The sequence below is a fragment of the Streptomyces nojiriensis genome (assembly GCF_017639205.1).
GTDB classification, from domain to species: Bacteria; Actinomycetota; Actinomycetes; order Streptomycetales; family Streptomycetaceae; genus Streptomyces; species Streptomyces nojiriensis.
Map to the genome: position 1 here is coordinate 4,710,286 of NZ_CP071139.1, position 19,075 is coordinate 4,729,360.

18 protein-coding genes are annotated in these 19,075 nt (G+C 72.3%); 3 read left to right on the forward strand and 15 right to left on the reverse strand.

Annotated elements, in window-relative coordinates:
- Positions 1 to 24: 24 nt before the first annotated feature.
- Together JYK04_RS21945 and JYK04_RS21950 are read right to left on the reverse strand one after the other, a co-directional pair.
- Positions 25 to 1,512: an FAD-dependent monooxygenase gene (locus tag JYK04_RS21945; protein ID WP_229875358.1), complete on the reverse strand. Its 1,488-nt coding sequence runs from the start codon at positions 1,510 to 1,512 to the stop codon at positions 25 to 27.
- Complete coding sequence (locus JYK04_RS21950) at positions 1,509 to 1,661, reverse strand: hypothetical protein (protein ID WP_189738018.1); 153 nt, start codon at positions 1,659 to 1,661, stop codon at positions 1,509 to 1,511. The genes JYK04_RS21945 and JYK04_RS21950 overlap by 4 nt, the downstream gene beginning before the upstream one ends.
- Positions 1,662 to 1,772: 111 nt before the next feature.
- On the opposite strand from JYK04_RS21950, the gene JYK04_RS21955 reads away from it, so the two are divergent.
- A complete protein-coding gene (locus JYK04_RS21955) occupies positions 1,773 to 2,096 on the forward strand; it encodes an ArsR/SmtB family transcription factor (protein WP_189738021.1) in 324 nt (107 codons plus the stop codon).
- A 3-nt stretch (positions 2,097 to 2,099) separates the two neighbouring features.
- Here JYK04_RS21955 and JYK04_RS21960 read toward each other — a convergent pair whose 3' ends face one another.
- Both JYK04_RS21960 and JYK04_RS21965 read right to left on the reverse strand, forming a co-directional pair.
- Positions 2,100 to 2,876, reverse strand: coding sequence for an MGMT family protein (locus JYK04_RS21960; RefSeq protein ID WP_189738024.1), 777 nt, complete (start codon positions 2,874 to 2,876; stop codon positions 2,100 to 2,102).
- Positions 2,873 to 3,547: an RNA polymerase sigma factor gene (locus JYK04_RS21965; RefSeq protein ID WP_189738027.1), complete on the reverse strand. Its 675-nt coding sequence runs from the start codon at positions 3,545 to 3,547 to the stop codon at positions 2,873 to 2,875. The genes JYK04_RS21960 and JYK04_RS21965 overlap by 4 nt, the downstream gene beginning before the upstream one ends.
- A 480-nt stretch (positions 3,548 to 4,027) precedes the next feature.
- Here JYK04_RS21965 and JYK04_RS21970 point away from each other — a divergent pair, with 480 nt between their 5' ends.
- The gene (locus JYK04_RS21970) at positions 4,028 to 6,313 is read left to right on the forward strand and encodes a BTAD domain-containing putative transcriptional regulator (protein WP_189738030.1); all 2,286 of its coding nucleotides are present in this window, start codon (positions 4,028 to 4,030) and stop codon (positions 6,311 to 6,313) included.
- Here the strand turns inward: JYK04_RS21970 and JYK04_RS21975 are convergent.
- From JYK04_RS21975 to ddaH, 11 genes are all read right to left on the reverse strand, one after another.
- Positions 6,242 to 6,898, reverse strand: coding sequence for a LysE family translocator (locus JYK04_RS21975; RefSeq protein ID WP_189738033.1), 657 nt, complete (start codon positions 6,896 to 6,898; stop codon positions 6,242 to 6,244). The genes JYK04_RS21970 and JYK04_RS21975 overlap by 72 nt on opposite strands.
- Before the next feature lie 20 nt (positions 6,899 to 6,918).
- Entirely contained in the window at positions 6,919 to 8,214 is a 1,296-nt protein-coding gene (locus JYK04_RS21980; protein ID WP_189738036.1) for an ATP-grasp domain-containing protein, read from the reverse strand.
- A complete protein-coding gene (locus tag JYK04_RS21985) occupies positions 8,201 to 9,160 on the reverse strand; it encodes an alpha/beta hydrolase (protein WP_189738038.1) in 960 nt (319 codons plus the stop codon). Before JYK04_RS21985 ends, JYK04_RS21980 begins: the two co-directional genes overlap by 14 nt.
- Before the next feature lie 62 nt (positions 9,161 to 9,222).
- Positions 9,223 to 10,506, reverse strand: a complete 1,284-nt coding sequence (locus JYK04_RS21990) for an MFS transporter (protein WP_189738041.1) — start codon at positions 10,504 to 10,506, stop codon at positions 9,223 to 9,225.
- On the reverse strand, positions 10,503 to 11,753 hold the full coding sequence (locus tag JYK04_RS21995) for an ATP-grasp domain-containing protein (RefSeq protein WP_189738044.1): 1,251 nt from the start codon (positions 11,751 to 11,753) through the stop codon (positions 10,503 to 10,505). The genes JYK04_RS21990 and JYK04_RS21995 overlap by 4 nt, the downstream gene beginning before the upstream one ends.
- Positions 11,754 to 11,876: 123 nt before the next feature.
- A complete protein-coding gene (locus tag JYK04_RS22000) occupies positions 11,877 to 12,242 on the reverse strand; it encodes a Rieske 2Fe-2S domain-containing protein (RefSeq protein ID WP_189738047.1) in 366 nt (121 codons plus the stop codon).
- Positions 12,242 to 13,657 (reverse strand): iron-containing redox enzyme family protein, encoded by a 1,416-nt coding sequence (locus JYK04_RS22005; RefSeq protein ID WP_189738050.1) that lies wholly within the window; start codon positions 13,655 to 13,657, stop codon positions 12,242 to 12,244. The genes JYK04_RS22000 and JYK04_RS22005 overlap by 1 nt, the downstream gene beginning before the upstream one ends.
- Positions 13,658 to 13,728: 71 nt before the next feature.
- On the reverse strand, positions 13,729 to 14,814 hold the full coding sequence (locus tag JYK04_RS22010; protein ID WP_189738052.1) for a 50S ribosomal protein L11 methyltransferase: 1,086 nt from the start codon (positions 14,812 to 14,814) through the stop codon (positions 13,729 to 13,731).
- Between the two features lie 285 nt (positions 14,815 to 15,099).
- The gene (locus JYK04_RS22015) at positions 15,100 to 15,855 is read right to left on the reverse strand and encodes a 2OG-Fe(II) oxygenase (protein WP_229875359.1); all 756 of its coding nucleotides are present in this window, start codon (positions 15,853 to 15,855) and stop codon (positions 15,100 to 15,102) included.
- A gap of 32 nt (positions 15,856 to 15,887) precedes the next feature.
- Positions 15,888 to 16,442: a methylated-DNA--[protein]-cysteine S-methyltransferase gene (locus JYK04_RS22020; protein WP_189738054.1), complete on the reverse strand. Its 555-nt coding sequence runs from the start codon at positions 16,440 to 16,442 to the stop codon at positions 15,888 to 15,890.
- Positions 16,443 to 16,549: 107 nt separating this feature from the next.
- Positions 16,550 to 17,416: a dimethylargininase gene (ddaH, locus tag JYK04_RS22025; RefSeq protein ID WP_341875303.1), complete on the reverse strand. Its 867-nt coding sequence runs from the start codon at positions 17,414 to 17,416 to the stop codon at positions 16,550 to 16,552.
- A gap of 318 nt (positions 17,417 to 17,734) precedes the next feature.
- Between ddaH and JYK04_RS22030 the strand changes: the two genes are divergently transcribed.
- Positions 17,735 to 19,045 (forward strand): SidA/IucD/PvdA family monooxygenase, encoded by a 1,311-nt coding sequence (locus tag JYK04_RS22030; RefSeq protein WP_189738057.1) that lies wholly within the window; start codon positions 17,735 to 17,737, stop codon positions 19,043 to 19,045.
- Positions 19,046 to 19,075 lie beyond the last annotated feature (30 nt).

Below are 19,075 nucleotides of genomic sequence, written 5' to 3' on the forward strand. Positions count from 1 at the left end.
AAACGCAGTCTCGGAGGGCATTTTTCATGCCTGCCGGCGGGGCTCGCCGAACCAGTCGCCCAGGGCGCCGGCCAGCGAGCCGCCGTCCGGGGCCCAGGCGATGTACCCGTCGGGTCGGACGAGGACGGCGTCCCAGGGAAGCGGCCGGGCGGGCGTCGCGGACACCGTGCGCACCACGTGGGCCCAGGCCGCGCCCTGCTCGCCGTACGCCCGGCCGGCCTCCCCGAGCAGGAGCAGGACGGGACGGCCGGGCAGCAGCAGCCGGGTCAGGTCGGTCGGGCCGTCGGCGGTGGTGAGCGGCAGGTTCGGCAGGAACCGGCCCTCCCCGCGGGAGCCGCGCCCGGTGCGCGCGGGGTACACCGTCTCCTGGGCGCTGATCATGTGGCCCAGGTGGGTGTTCACCGAGTCGATCCCCAGGAGCTCGGCGACGAGGTCGCGGAGGGGGTCGAGCCCCGGGTCCGGCCGCATCAGGGCGAGCTGGGCCCGGGTGTTGTCGATGACGCGCTGCCCGGCGGGCCGGCGTTCGGCGTCGTAGGTGTCGAGCAGGTCCTTGCCCGCGGTGCCCGCGAGGGCGTGCGCGAGTTTCCAGGACAGGTTGAGAGCGTCCTGCAGCCCCAGATTGAGGCCCTGCCCGCCCACGGCGAAGTGGATGTGGGCGGCGTCGCCGGCGAGGAACACCCGGCCCTGCCGGTAGTTGCGCACCAGCCGGGCGAAGTCGCTGAAGCGGGACAGGAACCGCGGGTCGGCCATGGGCACGCGGTGGCCGATGATGCGGTCGGCCTCCTGGCGCAGCTCGTCGAGGGTGAGCGGGGAGTGCCGGTCGGGGTGCGGGCCGCGGAAGTCGATCGTGATGAACCGGCTGTGCCCGTACGGGTTGACGCCCGCGATCGTCCAGCCGCGCGGGGTGCGGTGCCAGCCGTACGGCACGCTGTCCGGGTCGGTCAGCCGTACCAGGCCGAGCCCGGCGGACACGGTGGCCGGGTGGGTGTCCACGGGGAAGCCGAGCCGCTCGCGCACCGTGCTGCGGGCGCCGTCCGCGCCGACCACGTACTCGGCGGTGAACCGCCGTACGCCGTCCGGCCCCCGGGCGGTCACGTGGACGGCGTCGGGTCCCTGGACGAGGTCGGTCACGCGGTGTCCGCGCAGGACGTCGACGCCCCGTTCGCGGGCCCGGAGCTCGAAGCCCCGTTCCAGTTCGGCCTGGGAGCGGCCGAGCACGGGGGCGGGCTCGGTGGCGGGGGCGGTGATGACGAGTCCCGGCGCGCCCGCGAAGTGGAACCCCTCGGCACGGCCGCGCCCCAGCAGGTCCCCGGTCGCGACGGGCACGGGCAGATGGCCGCGCCGGGCCAGGCCCTGCGCGGTGCGGGCGTGCAGGGTGCCGGCCTTGGGCCGGTCGACGGTCTGCGGTTCGGTTTCGAGTACGACGGTGCGGACGCCGTGGTGCCCGAGCTCGGCGGCGACGAGCATCCCGACGGGCCCGCCCCCGACGACCAGGACCTGGGTGCGTGTCACGCGGTGCTCCCGGCGGAGCCGTCGCGCAGCAGTGCGGCGATCACGGCGCACACCGCCACGCCGACGCCGGCGACGGTGCCGAGCAGGGCGAAGCCGGCGCCCGTAACGGTGGTGCGGCCGACGGCGTGGTCTGCGTACTCATGGGGCACAACTCCAGGCTCGGCCCGGCCCGCTGACGGCCAGGTTCGGTTTTGATCGAACCTAAAGCTGGCACACGGCGGAGGTATGATGCAAGACGTACCTAACGGGAGGAGGGCGCGATGCCCGACGAGGACGGCCACCCCTCGCCTGAGGAGATGAGCCTGCCGGCCGTGCTGAACGCGCTCTCCGACCCCCTGCGTTACGCCGTCGTGAGCGAGCTGCTGGGGGAACCGGCGGGAGCGGAGCGCACCTGCGCCTCCTTCGACCTCCCGGTCTCGAAGTCGACGACCACCCACCACTTCCGGATCCTGCGCGAGGCGGGCCTGGTGCGGCAGGTCGACCGAGGCAACAGCCGGGCGGCCACGCTGCGCCGCGCGGACCTGGACCTGCGCTTCCCGGGCCTGCTCGACCTGATCGCCGCCGACCGCCGCACGCGCGCATGAAGGTCAGACGACGGCCGGCCGGCAGCTGAGGCAGCCCCGGAACCCGGCGGCGGAGGCCTCGTCGGCCGAGGTGAAGGGCACCTCGTGGCGGGCGGTGATGCGGCGGGCGTGCGCGCACGTCGGGTAGCAGAAGATCCGCGTGGTGCCGCTGCCCAGGAACCGGGCACCCGCCCGCACGAACCGCTCCACCCGCTCGGCGTCCACGCCCTCCCACTCCCGCAGCCGCCGTTCGAAATCGGGCGGCAGCCCGCAGTCCGCCGGGAGTCCGTCGTCGGTGCACAGCCGGTGCGCGGGTACGAGCACGGGGACGGGGTTGGCCCGGACCGCCGCCAGGACCGTCTCGGGTGCGAGACCCGGCAGTCCGGCCTCGCGGGCCAGCCAGGCCGCCGGTCGGAGCTGTCCGAACGGGACGGCCCGGGTCGCCAGCAGGACGGCGCGCTGTTCGTCGGCGAGCGGCCCGAATTCGTAGCGCAGGGTCCGGTCCCGGCCGCGCAGGGCCCGCGCCAGACCCGGCGGGGGCTTGACCCCGGAGAGCGCCGACCGCCGGGTCCGGGCCCGGTAGGCGTCCTCGAACGCCCGGTCGTCGGCGTACCAGTCCGTGGCGGCGGCGCCGGTCACCGCCCCCCGCCCGTGGGCGACGTAGAGGGGGCCGACCGGGGAGTCCGCCCGCACGTAGCAGTCGTAGCGATGTGCCGGAACGCCGACGCGGTCCAGCACGCGTGCCGCGAACCCCGCGGGTGCCGCCTCGCGCAACGTGTCCAACTCGTCCGGCAGTCTCATCCCGTCGCCTCCTTCCGTTCCGTCCGGGCCGCTTCGTGTGCCGTCCTCGCCGTCGCCGTCTTCGCCCCGGCAGCCCCGGCAGCCCCGGCCGCTCCGTGCGTCCCGCGGTCGGCGGCCAGGCCGGGCTCCGCGCGCAGGGCGGCGAGCCCCCGCGACACCTGGGCCTTCACCGTGCCGACCGGGCAGTCCAGGATCCCGGCCACCTCCTGGTAGCTCAGCTCGCCGATGTGGCGCAGGACCACGGGCAGCCGGTGGTGGTCCGGCAGCCCGGACAGCGCGGCCACCAGCCGGGCCCGGCGCGCCCCGTCGAGCGCGAGCTGCTCCGGCCCGGGGGAGCCGTCCGGGAGCTCGATGGCCGTCACCTCGATGCCGTCGGCGACGCCGGGCCGCCGGCTCAGGGTGCGGACGTGGTTGCGCCACACGTTCGCGGCGATGGTCAGCAGCCAGGCGCGCGGCTGGAGCTGACCGCGGCGCTCGGGCGAGTAGTCGCGCAGGGCGGAGTAGGCGCGCAGGAACGTTTCCTGGCCCAGGTCGTCGGCGTCCCGCGCGGAGCCGGAGAGACGCAGCAGGACGGAACGCACGGTGCCGGCCTGGGTGCGTACGAGTTCGGTGAACCCGTCGTCCAGGTCGGTCGCGAGCAGTTCCGTCAGTGGCAGGGGCGTCTCGTCCATCCCCCTTGTGAACACCGGCCCGCGTGGGAACGTTGCACCTCACGCGAGAATCCTTTTACTTTGCCTGCCATTCGCATTCGGTGCGATATCCAGTTCCCTTTATGTCGTCCGCATACCGGACGCGCCCGTGCGGCCTTCCCGGGCCCGGCGGAGATCGTGTTCCCGCGGGCCGCGGCAGGACTGGTCATTTCTCGCCAGCTGGCCGATATTCGAAGGATTCCGAAAGTCGGAGGTACAAGGGGTGCGATGCGACCGGTTCGGAACAAAGGGGGCGAGCCCCTTGACCACCGGTCGCACCGCGAAGCTAGAGTTGCGGACGAGCTGTGGCGCTCAGCTGGGTCGCTCACGGTTCGGATTGCTCAAGATCCGGCGAGGTCTCGGGGGAGGCGTGGTGGCGACCGTTCTGCGCACAGCAATGGAAAAACGATTCACAAGACGTTTTCTTCCTTCTTTCCTTTCGGCCGTACCCGCATTCCGGACATGATGGGGAACCCCGTCCGCGGCACGGCGACCGCGGACGAAGACTTAAGCGGCGGCAGTTGGTCGTTCGGCGAACGGCTGCTCTCGTTCCGGGGACGGGAAGGGCTGACGCAGCGCGAGCTGGCGGAACGCGCCGGGGTGAGCGTGCGGGTCCTGCGGGACATCGAGCACGGCCGGGTGCACCGGCCCCAGACGCGGACCGTGCGGCTGCTGGCCCGCGTGCTGGGCCTCGACGCGGACACCGCACGGCGGCTGGCGCCGCCCGCGCGCGAGTCCGTACGCCCGGGGAGCGAGCGGCTCCACATCGGCATCCTCGGTCCGCTGTCCGTCCGGTACCGCGGTGTCGAGACCCACGTCCACGCGGCCAAGGTGCGGCGCCTGCTGGCCCTGCTCGCCCTGCGGTACCCCGAGGCGGCCGGCCTGGGGGAGATCACCCACGCGCTGTGGCCCAAGGACCCGCCGCGTTCGTACCAGAACCTGGTGCACACCTACGTCAGCCAGGCGCGCCGGGTGCTGCTGCTCCCCGGTGGCCAGGCGGGGGCACCGGCCCCCTCGTTCCTGGCGCGCACGCACACGGGCTACGTGCTGGAACTGGAGCGCGACCAGGTCGACCTGACCCAGTTCCAGGACCTGTGGGCACGGGCGCGCCAGGCGCACGGGGCCGGGGACGCGGAAGCCGCCCACGAGCTGGCCGAACGCGCCTACGGCTGCTGGCGCGGCCCGCTGCTGGCCGGCGAGCCGCTGCTGCCGCACCATCCCGCGGCCATGGCGGCCGCCCGGCAGCGGGTGGAGAGCCTGCTGCTCCACACGGACCTCTCCCTGCAGGTGCGGCGGCCCGAGCGGGTGCTGGGGGCCCTGCGCGGTGCCACGGAGGAGGAACCGCTGCACGAGGGGCTCCAGGCGCGGCTGATGCTGGTGCTGGCGAGCTGCGGGGAGCAGCGGGAGGCCTTGAAGATCTACTCCGAGGTGGCCCGCCGGCTCGACCGGGAGCTCGGCGTCCAGCCGGGTGACGAACTGCGCCGCGCCCACCTGCGGATCCTGCACCAGGAGCTGCCGTGGCCGCGGACGGGACCGGCGTCCGCGTGGGCCGCCTTCGACGTGCCGGCCGCGCCCCCGCCCCGGCCCGCCGCGCCGGCGCCCAGACCCCGGCCGTCCCAGACACCGGCCGCGAGCACGGGCTTCGTCGGCCGCGCCGCCGAGCTGAAACGGCTGGACCGGCTGCTCCTGCCCACCGGCGAGCGGGCCGGGCAGGTCCCCGCGGTGCTGGTCACGGGCTTCCCCGGGGTGGGCAAGACGGCGCTGGCCGTGCGCTGGGCCCACCGGGTGCGCGAACGGTTCCCGGACGGGCAGTTGTACGTCGACCTGCACGGGTACGCCGACCGGCGGCCGCTGCACCCGCAGGAGGCCCTCGCCTCGTTCCTGCGCGCCCTGGGCGTCCCCGACGGGGAGCTCCCCCGGTCCCTCGACGAAGCCGCGAACCTGTACCGCACCCTGCTGTCGGACCGGCGGATGCTGATCGTGCTGGACAACGCGCGCGAGGAGAGCCAGATCCGGCCGCTCGTGCCGGGCGCGGCCGGCTGCGCGGTCCTCGTCACCAGCCGCGACACCCTGCCGGGGCTGGTGGCCCGGGACGGCGTGCCGCGGCTCGACCTCGACGTGCTCGGCGGGGACGAGGCGCTCACCCTGCTGTCCCGGCTGCTGCGCAGCGGGCGGGTGGATGCCGAGCCGCTGGCCGCGCGGGCGCTGAACCGGCAGTGCGGAGGTCTGCCGCTGGCGATACGGCTGCTCGCGGCCCGTCTGGAGGAGCATCCCGGGGTCGGGATCGCCCAGCTCTGCGTGGAGTTGCAGGAGGCGGGGGCGTTCCGGGAGCTGCGGGTCGAGACGGACGACCTGTTCACCGCGGTCCACGCGGCGTTCGAACTCTCCTACGTGTCCTTGCCGGAGCCCCTGCGCCGCTGGTTCCGGCTGTTCGCGCGGACCGAGGGACGGCTCGTCAGCGGCTACGCCATGGCGGACCTGGCGGGCACGACCCCGCTGGAGGCGACGCGCGCACTGCGCCGGCTGGTCGGCGTGAGCCTGCTCCGGGAGTGCGCCCAACCGGTTCTCCCTCCCCGCTCCGCTGCTGCGCTACGCGCGCCAACTGGCGCTGCGGGAGGACGCGCAGTGCCCGCTGCGGTCGGTGTGACCGCAGCGGGGCGAGGGCGGGCGGCCGGGTCACCCGCCGAGTGCCAGCCGGACGGCGAAGAGCCCGAACACGACGGCGGTGAGGCTGTCGGTGATCCGTAGCACCCGCGGGGACCGCAGGTGCGGGGCGAGCCGGTGGACCAGCCTCATCCAGGTGAGGAGCCAGAGCAGCCCCAGCGCCAGATAGCAGGCGGCCAGCAGTGGGACGCCGACCTCGGGGGCCATGCCGACGGGCACGAACTGGGGCAGGAAGGCCATCAGGAAGATGCCCACCTTGGGATTGGACCCGGTGCACAGCAGGCCCTGCCCGAAGGCCTGGCGCACCGAGGGGCCGGCGTCGCCGGCCGCCCGTCCGGGCGGAGGGGGGCTGGCGGTGGGTTCACCCGCCGCGTGCGCGGGGACCGTGACCGCGGCCTGGGGCGACGGCGCGGGGGCCGCGGCGCCGGCCCGGCGGGTGGCCCGCCGCAGGGCGAGCACGGCCCAGCCGAGCAGCACGACCGCGCCGGCCCAGCGGAAGGCCGCGAAGAGCCCGGGGCTCGCCGCGAGGAGCGCGGCCAGCCCGGCCGCGCCGAGCCCGGCCTGGACGGCCCCGGCGGTGATCATGCCGAGCGCGGCGGCGGTGGCCACCCGCAGGGAGCCGTTCAGCACCAGGTTGGTGATCATGACGAGGTCGGGGCCGGGCGTCATGATCACCACCAGGGAACTGATCAGGAAAGCGGCGGTGTTGATCGCTGCTCCTCGATGGAAAGCAGGCGTTCCGCGGCCCGGACGGCCTCGTAGTCCCGCTGGATCTGTTCTGCGTCGGGGTGGGCGAGGATCACGAATCCGAAGTTGAGGCTGTCGACCAGGTCCCGGGTGGCGGGCACGTGGTCCCCGTCGGCCAGGTTCTGGATCGAGAAGTGGTGGCTGGGCAGGTCGCGGACGCCGTCCAGGGCGGCCGTGCCGCGGACGGTCCCGGAGCGGGGCGCGATGTGGAAGACGCACATCTGGTGGACGAGCAGCTCGTAGCTCTGCGGGAGTTCGCCCCCGGTCAGCCAGCGCACGGTCCGGTCGATCTGGCTGTCGCCGGTGGCGTTGCGGTTGAAGCGCGGCTGGCCGCCGCCGTGCGGCCGGGCACCGAGCTCGATCAGCAGGGGGCCCTCCGCCGTGCCCATCACCTCGACGTGGGCCGAGCCGAAGCGCAGGCCCACCGCGTCCAGGACGCCGAAGACGTACTCCGTGAGGCCGGGCAGGGCCGGATCGTCCGGGGGGAGCCAGCGCATGGTGTCGTAGACGGCCATGTGCGGACCGTTGTCGACCTTGCGGTAGGCGCACACGTCGACCACGGCGTGCTTGCCGTCGTGGCTGAAGGTGTCGATCACGTACTCGGTGCCGGTGACGAACTTCTGGACCAGGAGCCGGTCGTCGACCTCGCCGAACTGGTTGACCCGGCCGAGCTGGCGCGCGAACACGCCCCGCCAGTCCTCCCCGCCGGTCAGTTTGATCACACCGTCGGTGCTGGCGCTCTTGGGCGGCTTGACGACCAGGTCCGCCCCGGCCAGGCCCTCGCGCTCCAGCCAGGCCGCCACCTCGTCGGCGTCGGCGGTGCAGATCTGCGGGATGACCGGCAGGCCGGCCGCCCGGGTGGCGTCCGCCATGCTGCTCTTGTCCCGACGGGCCGCCGCGAGTCCGGGTACGTTGCACCGCTCGGGCGTCACGAGCGGGGCGAGCCGTTCGGCCAGTTCCACCCCGGACTCGCAGCCCGCCACGACGCAGCGCGGGTCCAGCGCCCGCAGCCGCTGTGCGACGGCCTCCAGGTCGCCCTCGTAGACGATGATCTCGGGGAAGTCCTGCGGCTGGTAGGAGGAGGCGTAGGCCTCCGGCGGCCGGGGGCCGGTCACCACCGCCACCACCGGGACGCCGTGGTCGGCCAGCGTCTGTGCGAACAGCGCCCCCGAGGAGTACGGGTCGACGATCACGCAGGGGCCCTGCGGTGCGTCCGGGGTCCGCTCAGCGCCCGTCACGGCCGGCCGCCTCTCCGGCCGCGAGGGCGGCCACGGCGTCGCAATAGCGGGCGAAGAACGCCCCGGCCGGCTCGCTGATCCGGCGGGCGCGCACCGGGGCGTGCACCATCCCCTCCTCCATCACGTACGTCACCGGCGTGCCGTTCTGCCGCAGCCGGGCGGTGTACTTCTCGGCGTCCACGCGCAGCGAGTCCATCTCGCAGCCCACGACGTAGGCGGGCGGCAGGTCGTGGAAGGTGCCGGTGAGCAGCGGCGAGACGTACGGGAGTTCCGCCTGACCGGGTTCCGGGCAGTAGCACGCGGTGTAGAACTCCATCTCCCCGCCGGAGAGCAGGGGCGCGTCCTCGCCGCCGTGCCGCCACCGGGTGAAGTCCAGCACCGGGCTGATCACCGCCTGGCCGCGCAGCCTGGGGCCGCCCCGGTCGCGGGCGATCATCGAGAGGACCACGGCCATGTTGGCTCCGGAGCTCTCCCCGCAGAGCACCGCGCCCTCGGGGTCGATGCCGTCGAGCCCGAGGGCGGGCAGGTCGGCCAGCGTGCCGCACAGTCCGGCGTAACAGTCCTCCAGCGGGCCGGGGTGCGGGTTCTCCGGGGCCATGCCGAAGTCGAGGGCGATCGCCACCAGGCCGGTGCGGTCGGCGAGTTCGGCGACCAGGCTGTGGTGGCTGTGCAGGGAGCCGATGACGAAGCCGCCGCCGCGTATGTAGAACAGCACGGCGTCGCCCGTGCGCCGGGCCGGTTCGTAGATGCGGATCCGGGCGGTCCGTCCGCCGTGGGTGACGCTCGCGTCCCGGTGGCTGACGCCCTCGGGCACGGGGATCGGGAGGACCTCGGTCAGCCCGTCGTACAGGGCGCGCTGTCGTTCGACGGGGTAGGTGTAGAAGTCCGGCGGTAGGGCGCCGTCGACCGTCTTCACGAAATTCTCGATGCCGTCTGCGTAGGCCATGGGCAGCTTCGCTCACTTCCGGATCACGGCGTGCCGGAGAACCTCGGCACGGGGGAGGGGGCTCAGGGTGTTTCGGCGGGCGTCGGGGCGGCCGCCGGCTCGGCGTCCGCGGTCCGCCGCCGCTCGTCGGCGGAGGGTTCGGCCATGCCGATCAGGGTGACGGCGACGGCGACGGCGGTCAGCACTCCGCACAGCCACCACACGGAGGCGGCCGAGGCCTGCCAGGCCGCGATGCCGATCACCGGGCCCACCGCGTAGCCGATCTGCATCGGGAAGGCGGAGGCCGCGATGTAGCGGCCCCGCAGGTGGGCGGGGGCGACCTTGCCGGGCCAGGCGGAGGCGGTCGGGGTGCCGATCATCTCGCCGACCGTCCACACCACCGTCGCGATCACGAACACGGCCATGCCGGGACCGGCCACGTACAGGTTCATGCCGACGCCGACCAGGCCGACGCCCAGCGCTACGGCGAACCGTCCGGGGAGGTGCTGCACGTACTTGGTGAACAGCAGTTCCAGGCAGATGACCATGGCCGCGTTGAGCGAGAGCAGGGTGGAGTAGAAGGTCGGTCCGTGGCCGTCGGCCTTGAGCTGGAGCGGCAGCGCGGAGGTGTGCTGGATGTAGACGACGGCGTTGAGGAACAGCGCCAGCAGGAACAGCAGGTAGCGCCGGTCGCGGAGTACGGCCAGGTACGACGCGCCGTCGGCCTGCGGATCCCGGGCGCGGCCGGCGCCTTGGCCGGTCTTCACCAGGACCAGGGCGAAGAGGGCGAAGCCGACCGACGTCACCGCGTCGATGTAGAACATCAGGTCGTACGAGTAGCTGATGAGCAGGGCGCCGAGCAGCGGGCCCGCGGTGGTGCCGAGGTTGAACGCCATGCGGTAGACCGCGAACACCATGACGTGGTGTTCCTCGGGCGTGGCCTCCACCAGCAGCGCCGAGGAGGCGGGCCGGTAGGCCTGGGCGGCGATGCCGATCACCGCGGCCACCGCGATCACCACGGGCAGGGTGTCGAGGAAGACCAGGCTGAGGGTGAGCAGGCCGGCGAGGGCCATGGAGCCGACGATGGTCCACGCGTAGCCGACCCGGTCCGAGATCGAGCCGCCCGCCAGGACGCCGACGACCGAGCCCACCCCGTACGCACCGAGGGCGAAGGCGGCCGCGGAGGTGCTGAAGCCCTTGTCGGTGAGGTAGAGCACCAGGTAGATCTGGAGGAAATTGCCCAGCCGGTTGATCAGCATGCCGGCCAGGACCAGCCAGATCGGTCCCGGGATCCCGCGCAGGGTCTGTACGACGGACGGCCGGGCGGCCTTGCGGCCCTCCGGAGAGTCGTGTCCGGTGTTCGTCACGGAGCGGGTACCTCCGCCGGGCGGGAGTCGAGCTCCACGATCTCGGAGGCGCTCAGCAGGGCGGCGCGGGCCTGCTCGACCGAGTCGGCGAGGGCGATCACGCGGGCGTAGCGGGAGATGTAGCCGCGCGGCGGCAGACGCAGCACCGCGCCGGGACCGGCCATGGCGTCGGCGCTGTGGACACCGGCCGGGAAGCGGTCCTCGTGGACGGTCACGGCATCGATCTCGATGTCCTCGTCCGGGTACAGGAAGGCGATGGCCGCGGCCTTGCGGTGGCGCACCTCGGTGTCCGGGCGGACCCCCGCGGCGGTGTCCGCCGCCGCCATCGCCACGTCGACGCCGGTGGCCAGCTCCCCGAGGTAGGGGATCATGTCCCCGCCGAGGCGGGCGTTGACCTCCATCAGGCGCAGTCCGCCGGCGGTGATGCGGAATTCGGTGTGGCTGACGCCGGTGTGGAAGTCGAGCGCGGCGTGCGCGGACCGCAGCGCCTCCAACAGCCCGGGATCGGTCAGCAGCGGGTCGGCGCCGTCGACCTCGTGTCCCGTCTCCTCGAAGAAGGGCGCCAGGCCGACCTGCTTGCGGGCGACGACGAGCGGAACGCACTCCCCGTCGAAGAAGACCGCGTCGACGCTGATCTCGGGGCCGTCGGCGAACTCCTCGACGAGCACCGACACGTCGAAGACGGGAACACCGGGGTAGGAGGCGCCGGAAGCCGCCCGGTAGGCGCTCTCCACGTCCTCGGGGCCGTCGGCCTTGCGCACGCCCATCCCGCCGGCCAGCCCGCGCGGCTTCAGCACGACGGGGAAGCCGATCTTCTCCGCCGCTGCCCGGGCCTCGGCCAGGGACCGTACGCCGATGGAGGCCGGCTGCGGCACGCGGGCCGCTTCCAGCGCGGACCGCGTGGCGGCCTTGTCCCGGCAGGCGATGACGGACTCGGGGGAGTTGCCCGGCAGCCCGAGCGCCCGGGCCACGTGCGCGGCGGGGGTCACGAGCCCCTCGTCGTAGCAGAACACACCGGCCAGGGTGTGTTCGGCGGCCACCTGCCGGGCGGCGGCCGTCAGCGCGTCCGGGTCGGTGTTGTCCACGATCGTGGAGCCCACGACGTACGGCTCTTCCCAGCTCACCGGTGCGGGCTGGAGGAGCCATAACGCGTAACGCGTGCTCACCGTCCGCAGAATGAACTCCCTGCTGCGCTGACCGCTGCTTCCGATCAGCAGCAGAAGCGGCTTCTCGCCGTCCCACGCCATGGTCCACACTCCTCGTTCGTCGTGATGCCTTCGGCCGGTGCGCCGCCACCTGTAGAACACCGGGTCGGTGCAGGCCGTTGCACCCGGCGCCGGATGTCCGGCGCCGGGTGCAACGGGATGGGATCAGACCGCCGCACCCGGGCGGGCGAGTTCGGCCGACAATGGCCGGTACTCACGGCTGGTGCGGCCGCATACGTCGCCCGGGGCCGTCGCGGCGCGGGCGGGACGGTCGGGCAGGACCGCCGTGACCCGGTTCCCGGTCCGCACGGCCGGGATCTCGTTGCGCAGCCGCGCCGCGGACGTCTTGCGGTCGTGCCAGGGGCAGATCAGCCGGCCGGCGTCCGGTGTCACACCGGCCAGGTGGAGCGGGCCGCCGCGGTGGGGGCACTGGGCGTTCATCACGAAGCCGCGGCCGCCGACCGTGGCGTACACGTAGGCCGTCCCGGAGACGACCACGCAGTTCTCCCGCCCCGCGACAGGGAAGCTCACTACAGGCATTTGCGGTAATCCCCCACCGAGTGGATCTCGTAGACACACTCCTCGGACAGAATGTCGGCGCCGTGCAGCCGGTTGCGCCGGATGACGACCCCTTCTCCCGCCTCCAGCGTCAGCGAGGAGCCGAGCCCGCTCTCGAAGCGCATGGTGCCGGAGACGATGTGGCAGAGCTCGTCGCCCTCGTGGCAGTGCGTGTTCGACAGCTCGTTGAACGGCTCGACCAGGTGCGCCACCGGCGCCTGGACCCGGCCTTCCCTGATGGCCTCGTAGACGGGACCGTGCAGCTTCTTGAGCTCCGGCTGGTCGTCCATCCAGGAGATCTGCGCGACGAAGTCCTTGTCGGCGACCTCCAGGAGCACCCGGTACTCCTCGATGCCCCGGACGATCTCGGGGATGATCCCCTCGCCGTGCGCCTCGATGAGCGGCGCGATGATCTTTTCGCGCGCCATGCGGCCGTGGTGCTGGTCGATGTGGACGTGCTCGGTGAAGTAGGTGGTGTCGACCGAGTCGCCGAAGACGCCGTGCAGCAGGCGGTCGGCCCGCCGGCAGAAGTCGACCAGCGAGCTCTCGGTGTAGAACAGGGCGCCGACGTAGCGGAAGAACAGCTCGTGGTTCTTGCCCAGGTAGTGGAAGTAGTTGTTCAGCAGCAGGCTGCTGTTGAGGTAGTACTGCCAGTACCGGTGGAGGTCGGACTTCAGGCCGACGGACTCCAGCGTCCGCTCGAACAGGGTGCTGTGCTTGGTGTCGTGCACGCCGTAGCCGTACTCGTCGATGACGACCTTGAACCACTCGGACTGGACCGGCCCGTAGTAGCCGAGGACGTTGCGCATCATCGGCGACGCCTCGGACAGGAAGTCGGGGGCGAACTGCACCAGCCACATGCGGGCGGCGCGCGCGGGGTCGGTGGAGCCGGTGACGGCCGCCTCGATCGGTGACAGCTCCTCCCCGCCGCCCATGTCGAGCGAGTCGAGGTAGCTGTCCAGGCTCGCCTTCGTCCACTTACCGGACGTCTCGACCTCGTCGTCGAGGAAACCGAAGGCGTACCGCTCCAGAGCCGGGCGTATTCGCTCCCCGAGCGCCCGGTTGGCCGGACTGTAGAACGCGCGGAAGTCCTCCTCCTTGCCCTCCAGGCCGGACTTGGGGAAGAACACCAGGTCCGCCTCGTAGATCGAGGTGAGCAGGCGCTGCACGGCCAGGCTCGTGTAGTCGAGGATGTTCTCCCGGCCCGGCACCTTGTCGAAGTCGAGGTGCGGCAGGACCTGCGGGCGCAGCTGGCGACGGTAGGGGTTGTCGTCGTTCTGCCAGTCCAGGTTGTCGAGGAAGATCGGGTTCGTGGCGTACTGCACGATCGCGTCGCGCAGTTCGGTGCCGCTGAGTTCGAACGGGACGTGCTGCGGTACGTGACTCATTGCGTTCTCCTTGGTCCGGATGCGCAGGAGGTACGGCCGGCGGTACGGGGTGGGCCCGCCGGCGGTGTCGGTCAGACGTGCACGCTGAGGGAGAAGTCGCTCCACCGGAGCCGGAGCGGGACGGACTCGCCCGCCTTCACCGGGACGGACTTCTCCAGCGGGACCCAGCCCTGCATCCAGTGCGACCTGGTGTTGTCCGGGGAGTTGGTCAGCGTGGTGCCGGCCGCCATGTCCAGCTCGAACCACACGACCAGGGCGTGCGCCTCCCCGTCGGTGCTCGCGGTGAGGTCGATCTGGCGTTCGCCCGGCTCCAGGGGGTCTTCGGCCAGGTCGAACCCGACGACCGTGGTGGTCTCGGACAGGAACCGGTGGGGCCAGGTGCTCAGGCGCACCGGGAGGTGGCCCCGGGTGGACAGCGTGTTCATGAGCGAGACGTCGAAGCCGCCGGCCGTGGTGACCTGGTTGAGCCGCAGGATGTCCTCGCTGCTGACCAGCCGGCCGAGGATCCGGGCCGCGGAGGGGAACATGATCCCGCCGGGCTTCAGCAGGTGCCGGCGCGCGTGCCGGATCGACGGCAGCAGGCCCTCGCCGATGAGCCCGCAGTCGACGATCTCCGAGACCAGTACGTCCACCGGGCCGTCGAGGTCACGGCCGATCTCCAGCGAGGTGGACGGCTTTCCGATCACCGTGATGACGTCGCCGAAGCCGTGGGCGTCGATGACCTGCCGGGCCACCTCCGCGAGCAGCGGATTCATCTCGCAGGTGATGACGCGCGAGGCGCCCGCCCGCGCCGCCGCCATGGCGAGCAGCCCGCTCCCCGAGCCGATGTCCAGCACGGTCGCTCCGGACGGGATGCCACGCGCCAGGGCGCCGGCCAGGGCGTCATTGCGCTCGGTGTCGTTCAGCATCGCGAAGTGCCAGCGGGGAACGGTTCTGCGGGCGATCCGGGTGAAGACCTCGGAGTCGGTGGACGGACGGCCCGCCGGTGTGGTGAGCAGTGCGGACGCCTGCTCGGCGATGTCGTTCATCTCCTGCGCCAGCGATTGCAGGGACGCGGTGATGAGCCGGTGTTGAGAGCTGTTGAGCGACAGGCTCGGACCGTCGGGTCCGGGATCGTGCCCTGATGTCGCGACCTGTGCGCCCTGGACGTGCTGCATGTTCGCCACCGCTCCTCACGTTGGACCGCCCGATCAGCCGTGGTGCACGACGGCTCGTCAAGATCGGCGCTCCGTCGCAAGGCGACCGTACGGAAGCCCGGTGGGGCGCAACTCCAGCGGAACTCCAGCGCGAGCGGCGGTTCTGCCGGGGGCGGACGCGCCGTACGGGGCGCTGACCCGCGGGAACCGCGCGTTCCGTCTGTCCGCTGGAACGAGGCGGCAGAAACCGGGTCCTCGGACCGGCTGATTCCGCCGCCTCCCGGTATAGACATCCCAGGACGATTCCTAGCGCGCGTCGTGGAAGATGACGCCCAGCACGTGGCGCTCACCGCTGAGGACGGCGCTCACACCGTGCCGCAGCGTCACCCGGCTCCAGCCGCGCACCGAGCGCACCGGGCGGTGGTCGACCGTGAAGATCAGGCCCTGGCCCTGGGTCGGCCGCCTGACGAGCGGGCGGGACTGGGCGCGCGGGCGCTGTTCGACGAACACGCTCTCCCCTCCGGTGAAGTCCTCGTCCGGGCGGTCGAGCATGATCGCCACCTGCAGCGGGAAGGTCAGGTCACCGTAGACGTCCTGGTGCAGGCAGTTGTAGCCGCCCCGCCCGTACCGGAGCAGGAGCGGGGTCGGGCGGAGCTGCCCGGCGGCCGCGCAGGCCTCGACCAGTCCCTCGTGGTCGGGGGCGAAGGCCGGCTGCCCCAGACGCCGCGCCCACTCGTTGGCGATCAGGGCGAGCGGTGGGTACAGCCGCTCCCTGAGGTCCTGGACCAGTTCGGGCAGTGGGTAGGCGAAGTAGCGGTAGAGGCCCTCGCCGAAGCGGTGCCGCGCCATGGTCACGGTGCTGCGGAAGGCCGTGGGGTGGTCGAAGAGTTCCCGCAGCTCCGCACACTGCTCGGGCGACAGCAGCGGCGGGGTCACCGCCACCCCCTCGGTGTTCAGCTCCGCGGCCAGCCGCGTCCAGTCGAGGGTTCCCGGCGCGGCCGGGGCGAAGACCGGGCCGGGCAGTTCGAGGCCCGGGAGCTGGGACGGCTCGTACGCGCTCACATGCTCTGCTTTCTGCAGCGGGGAGGGCGGATTCAGGCGGCCGGCGCGGCCGCGGCTTCGAGGGCGAGCAGATGGCGCTTGGCCTCCAGCCCTCCCGCGTAGCCGCTGAGGCTGCCCGTGGAGCCGATGATCCGGTGGCAGGGCAGCACCACGCACAGCGGATTGGCTCCCAGCGCGGTCCCGACGGCACGCGCGGCGCCGGGCCGGTCCAGGGCCCGGGCGAGCTCGGCGTAGGTCGCGGTGCGCCCGTACGGGACGAACTCGGCCAGCATCAGGTTGGTGCGCCGGCTGAACGGGGTGGCGAGCCGCAGGTCCGTCGCGACGGTGAAGTCCCGGCGCGTCCCGGCCAGGTACGCGTCGATCTGTTCCCGGGCCTCGTCCAGGACCTTGAGTCCCGGTGCGCCCGCCTCCCCCGGTCCGGCCGGGCGCAGTCCGGCCCGGCCCAGGCGCTCCGCGGCTTCCTCGGCGGTGCCGTAGCAGCACAGCACGAGCGCGTCGTCCGTCGCGGCCAGCACGAGCGGCCCCAAGGGCGTGGGATGGATCGCCACCGTGGCGCTGGCACCGCTGAGCGGACCGGGGGTCGGCATGGCGGGACTCCTTCGTTCGTCATGATCTTCGTTCGCCACGACCCGGCCCACCGCCGGGGCCGTGCGGCGACGGTAGGAACACCGCCGCCGCCGAAAGGGTTGCGCGGTCAGCGATCGCGCAGTTCCAGCGTGCAGCACTTGACGCTGCCGCCGGCCTTGAGCAGTTCGGAGAGCTCCACCCCGATCGGCTCGAAGCCGCGCGCCCGCAGCTTGGCGTGCAGGCCGGTGGCCGCGGCCGGCAGGAGCACATGGCGGCCGTCGGAGAAGGCGTTGAGGCCGAAGACGGCCGCGTCCTCGGCGCCGGCCAGGATCGCCGTGGGGAACATGGCGCGCAGTACGGCCTGGCTGCCCTGGGAGAAGGCGGCCGGGTAGTACATGACCTCGTCCTCGGACAGCACCGAGAGCGCGGTGTCCAGGTGGTAGTACTCCGGGTTCACCAGGGTCAGCGAGGTGACCGGGAGACCGAAGAACTCCTGCGCCTCGGCGTGGGAGCGCGGGTCCGTACGGAAGCCGGTGCCGGCCAGCAGGCGGCGGCCGACGGTGAGGATGTCGCCCTCGCCCTCGTTGACGAACTCGGGCCACAGCGTGTCCGTGTAGCCGCGGCCCTCCAGCCACCGCAGGTACGCGGGTCCCTCGGCGGTGCGCTCCGCGTGCCGGAACCGGGCCCCGTACACCTTGCCGTCGACGACGGTGGCGCCGTTCGCCGCGAACACCATGTCGGGCAGGCCTTCGATGGGGTCTATCTCCTCGACCACGTGGCCGAGTTCGAGGTACAGGTCACGCAGGCCCTCCCACTGGCTGACGGCGAGCGCGTTGTCCGTGGCGTGCTGCGGGTTCATCCACGGGTTGATCGAGTACGTGACGTCGTAGTGCCGGGGCCGGCACATCAGCAGACGTCGGCGCGTGGCGACCCGGGTGGGGCTCTCGGAACGGTAGAGCGCGCCGGCAGGGGTGATGGGCTCGGTGAGCGGCACGAGGGCTCCTTCTCATGGGGTTTCGATGGAAGCCCGGCTGCCCGAGGGATGGTTCGGCCAGCCGGATGCGTGTGACGCAACTGATCACAAGACCCCATGGAAATGGGGCTCGGAGTTGACCGGAAGTAATCGTGGACACCGGCCAATCAACGCGCCCGCGAGGGCCGCGGCCGAGTTGATTGTCCGTGGCCGATACGGCTTCCGGGCAATCGGGCGGCGCCATGGAATGTGGTCATCACCCGGGAGGCAACGCAAGGACGCGAACCGTCCTGCCTGACCGTACGAACCTGTCCACCTGTTCCATCTGGAGGTACTTCCATGGCGCATCGCAATGTCGAACTGCTCGCAGTCGGCGCAGGCCCGGCGAACCTGGCGCTGGCGGTCGCCGTCGAGGAGCTCGCACCCGAGCTGGCCGGTGACACCCTGCTGATCGAGCGCGAGCAGGACATCGTGTGGCAGCGCGGCATGCTGCTGCCCGACGCGCTCAGCCAGGTGTCCTTCCTCAAGGACCTGGTCACCATGCGCAATCCGTGCAGCAGATTTTCCTTCGTCAATTTCCTTCACTCGCAGGAACGCCTCGACGCCTTCGTCAACCTGGCGAGTTTCGTCCCTTACCGCAGCGAGATATCCGAGTACCTGCAGTGGGTCGCCAATGAACTGGAGACGGTGCAGGTCGAATACGGCCGCGAATGCGCCGGCGTCGAGGCGGTCACGGGCGACGACGGCGAGGTCGCCGGCTGGCTGGTCACCCTCGCCGACGGCGACACCATCGGCTGCCGCTACCTCGTGATCGGTGCGGGCCGTGACGCCCACGTCCCCGCCGTGTTCGACGGTCTGCCGGCCGAGCGCGTCATCCACAGCACCCAGTACACGCAGCGCATCGCCGGGGTGCGGGCCGACCTGCCGCACCGCGTCGCGGTGATCGGCGGCGCGCAGAGCGCGGCCGAGCTGTTCGGCGCCGCGCTGCGGGACCTGCCCGAGTGCAAGCCGACGATGATCATGCGCTCCATCGGTCTGAACGGCTACGAGAGCAGCAAGTTCACCAACGAGCTCTACTACACGTCCTTCATCGACGAGTTCTACGGTTCCTCGCCCGAGGCCCGCCAGCAGCTCCTCGGCGAGATGTACCGCTCCAACTACGGCGGTCTCTCCCCCGCCACCCTCGACGGCCTGTACCGGCAGTTCTACCAGGACCGCCGCTCCGGCCAGGAGCGCCTGGGCATGCACGCCATGACGGACGTGACCGGCGCCCGCATGGACGGCGACGAGGTCGTCCTGACCCTCGTCGACCGCAAGTCGGGCGCCGAGCGGGAGATGCGCACCGACCTGGTGCTCCTGGGCACCGGCTTCGTCCGCGAGATGCCGTGGGCGGTCAAGGCCCTCGCGGAGTCGATCGGCGTCGAGGAGATCAACGTGAGCCGCAACTACCGGCTCGACCTCGGCCGCCCCGCGACCGCCGCCTGCTACCTGCAGGGCGTCAACGAGGCCACCCACGGCATCGCCGACTCGCTGCTCAGCGTGCTCGCGGGCCGCTCCGCCGAGATCACCCAGGACATCCTGGCGCACCGCCGGACCCGGTCCGTGGAGATCCCGGACGTGCGGGAGCTCGCTCTCGCCGGCGCGGTCTGAGACCCGCGCACCCCTCACGACCCGCGCACC

Excerpts from the sequence above, each read along its gene's own strand:
- JYK04_RS21955 (WP_189738021.1), top strand. The coding sequence starts at position 1,773 with ATGCCCGACGAGGACGGCCACCCCTCGCCTGAGGAGATGAGCCTGCCG.
- JYK04_RS21960 (WP_189738024.1), bottom strand. The coding sequence starts at position 2,876 with ATGAGACTGCCGGACGAGTTGGACACGTTGCGCGAGGCGGCACCCGCG.
- JYK04_RS21965 (WP_189738027.1), bottom strand. The coding sequence starts at position 3,547 with ATGGACGAGACGCCCCTGCCACTGACGGAACTGCTCGCGACCGACCTG.
- JYK04_RS21970 (WP_189738030.1), top strand. The coding sequence starts at position 4,028 with ATGATGGGGAACCCCGTCCGCGGCACGGCGACCGCGGACGAAGACTTA.
- JYK04_RS21975 (WP_189738033.1), bottom strand. The coding sequence starts at position 6,898 with ATGACGCCCGGCCCCGACCTCGTCATGATCACCAACCTGGTGCTGAAC.
- JYK04_RS21985 (WP_189738038.1), bottom strand. The coding sequence starts at position 9,160 with ATGGCCTACGCAGACGGCATCGAGAATTTCGTGAAGACGGTCGACGGC.
- JYK04_RS21995 (WP_189738044.1), bottom strand. The coding sequence starts at position 11,753 with ATGGCGTGGGACGGCGAGAAGCCGCTTCTGCTGCTGATCGGAAGCAGC.
- JYK04_RS22005 (WP_189738050.1), bottom strand. The coding sequence starts at position 13,657 with ATGAGTCACGTACCGCAGCACGTCCCGTTCGAACTCAGCGGCACCGAA.
- JYK04_RS22010 (WP_189738052.1), bottom strand. The coding sequence starts at position 14,814 with ATGCAGCACGTCCAGGGCGCACAGGTCGCGACATCAGGGCACGATCCC.
- JYK04_RS22020 (WP_189738054.1), bottom strand. The coding sequence starts at position 16,442 with ATGCCGACCCCCGGTCCGCTCAGCGGTGCCAGCGCCACGGTGGCGATC.
- JYK04_RS22030 (WP_189738057.1), top strand. The coding sequence starts at position 17,735 with ATGGCGCATCGCAATGTCGAACTGCTCGCAGTCGGCGCAGGCCCGGCG.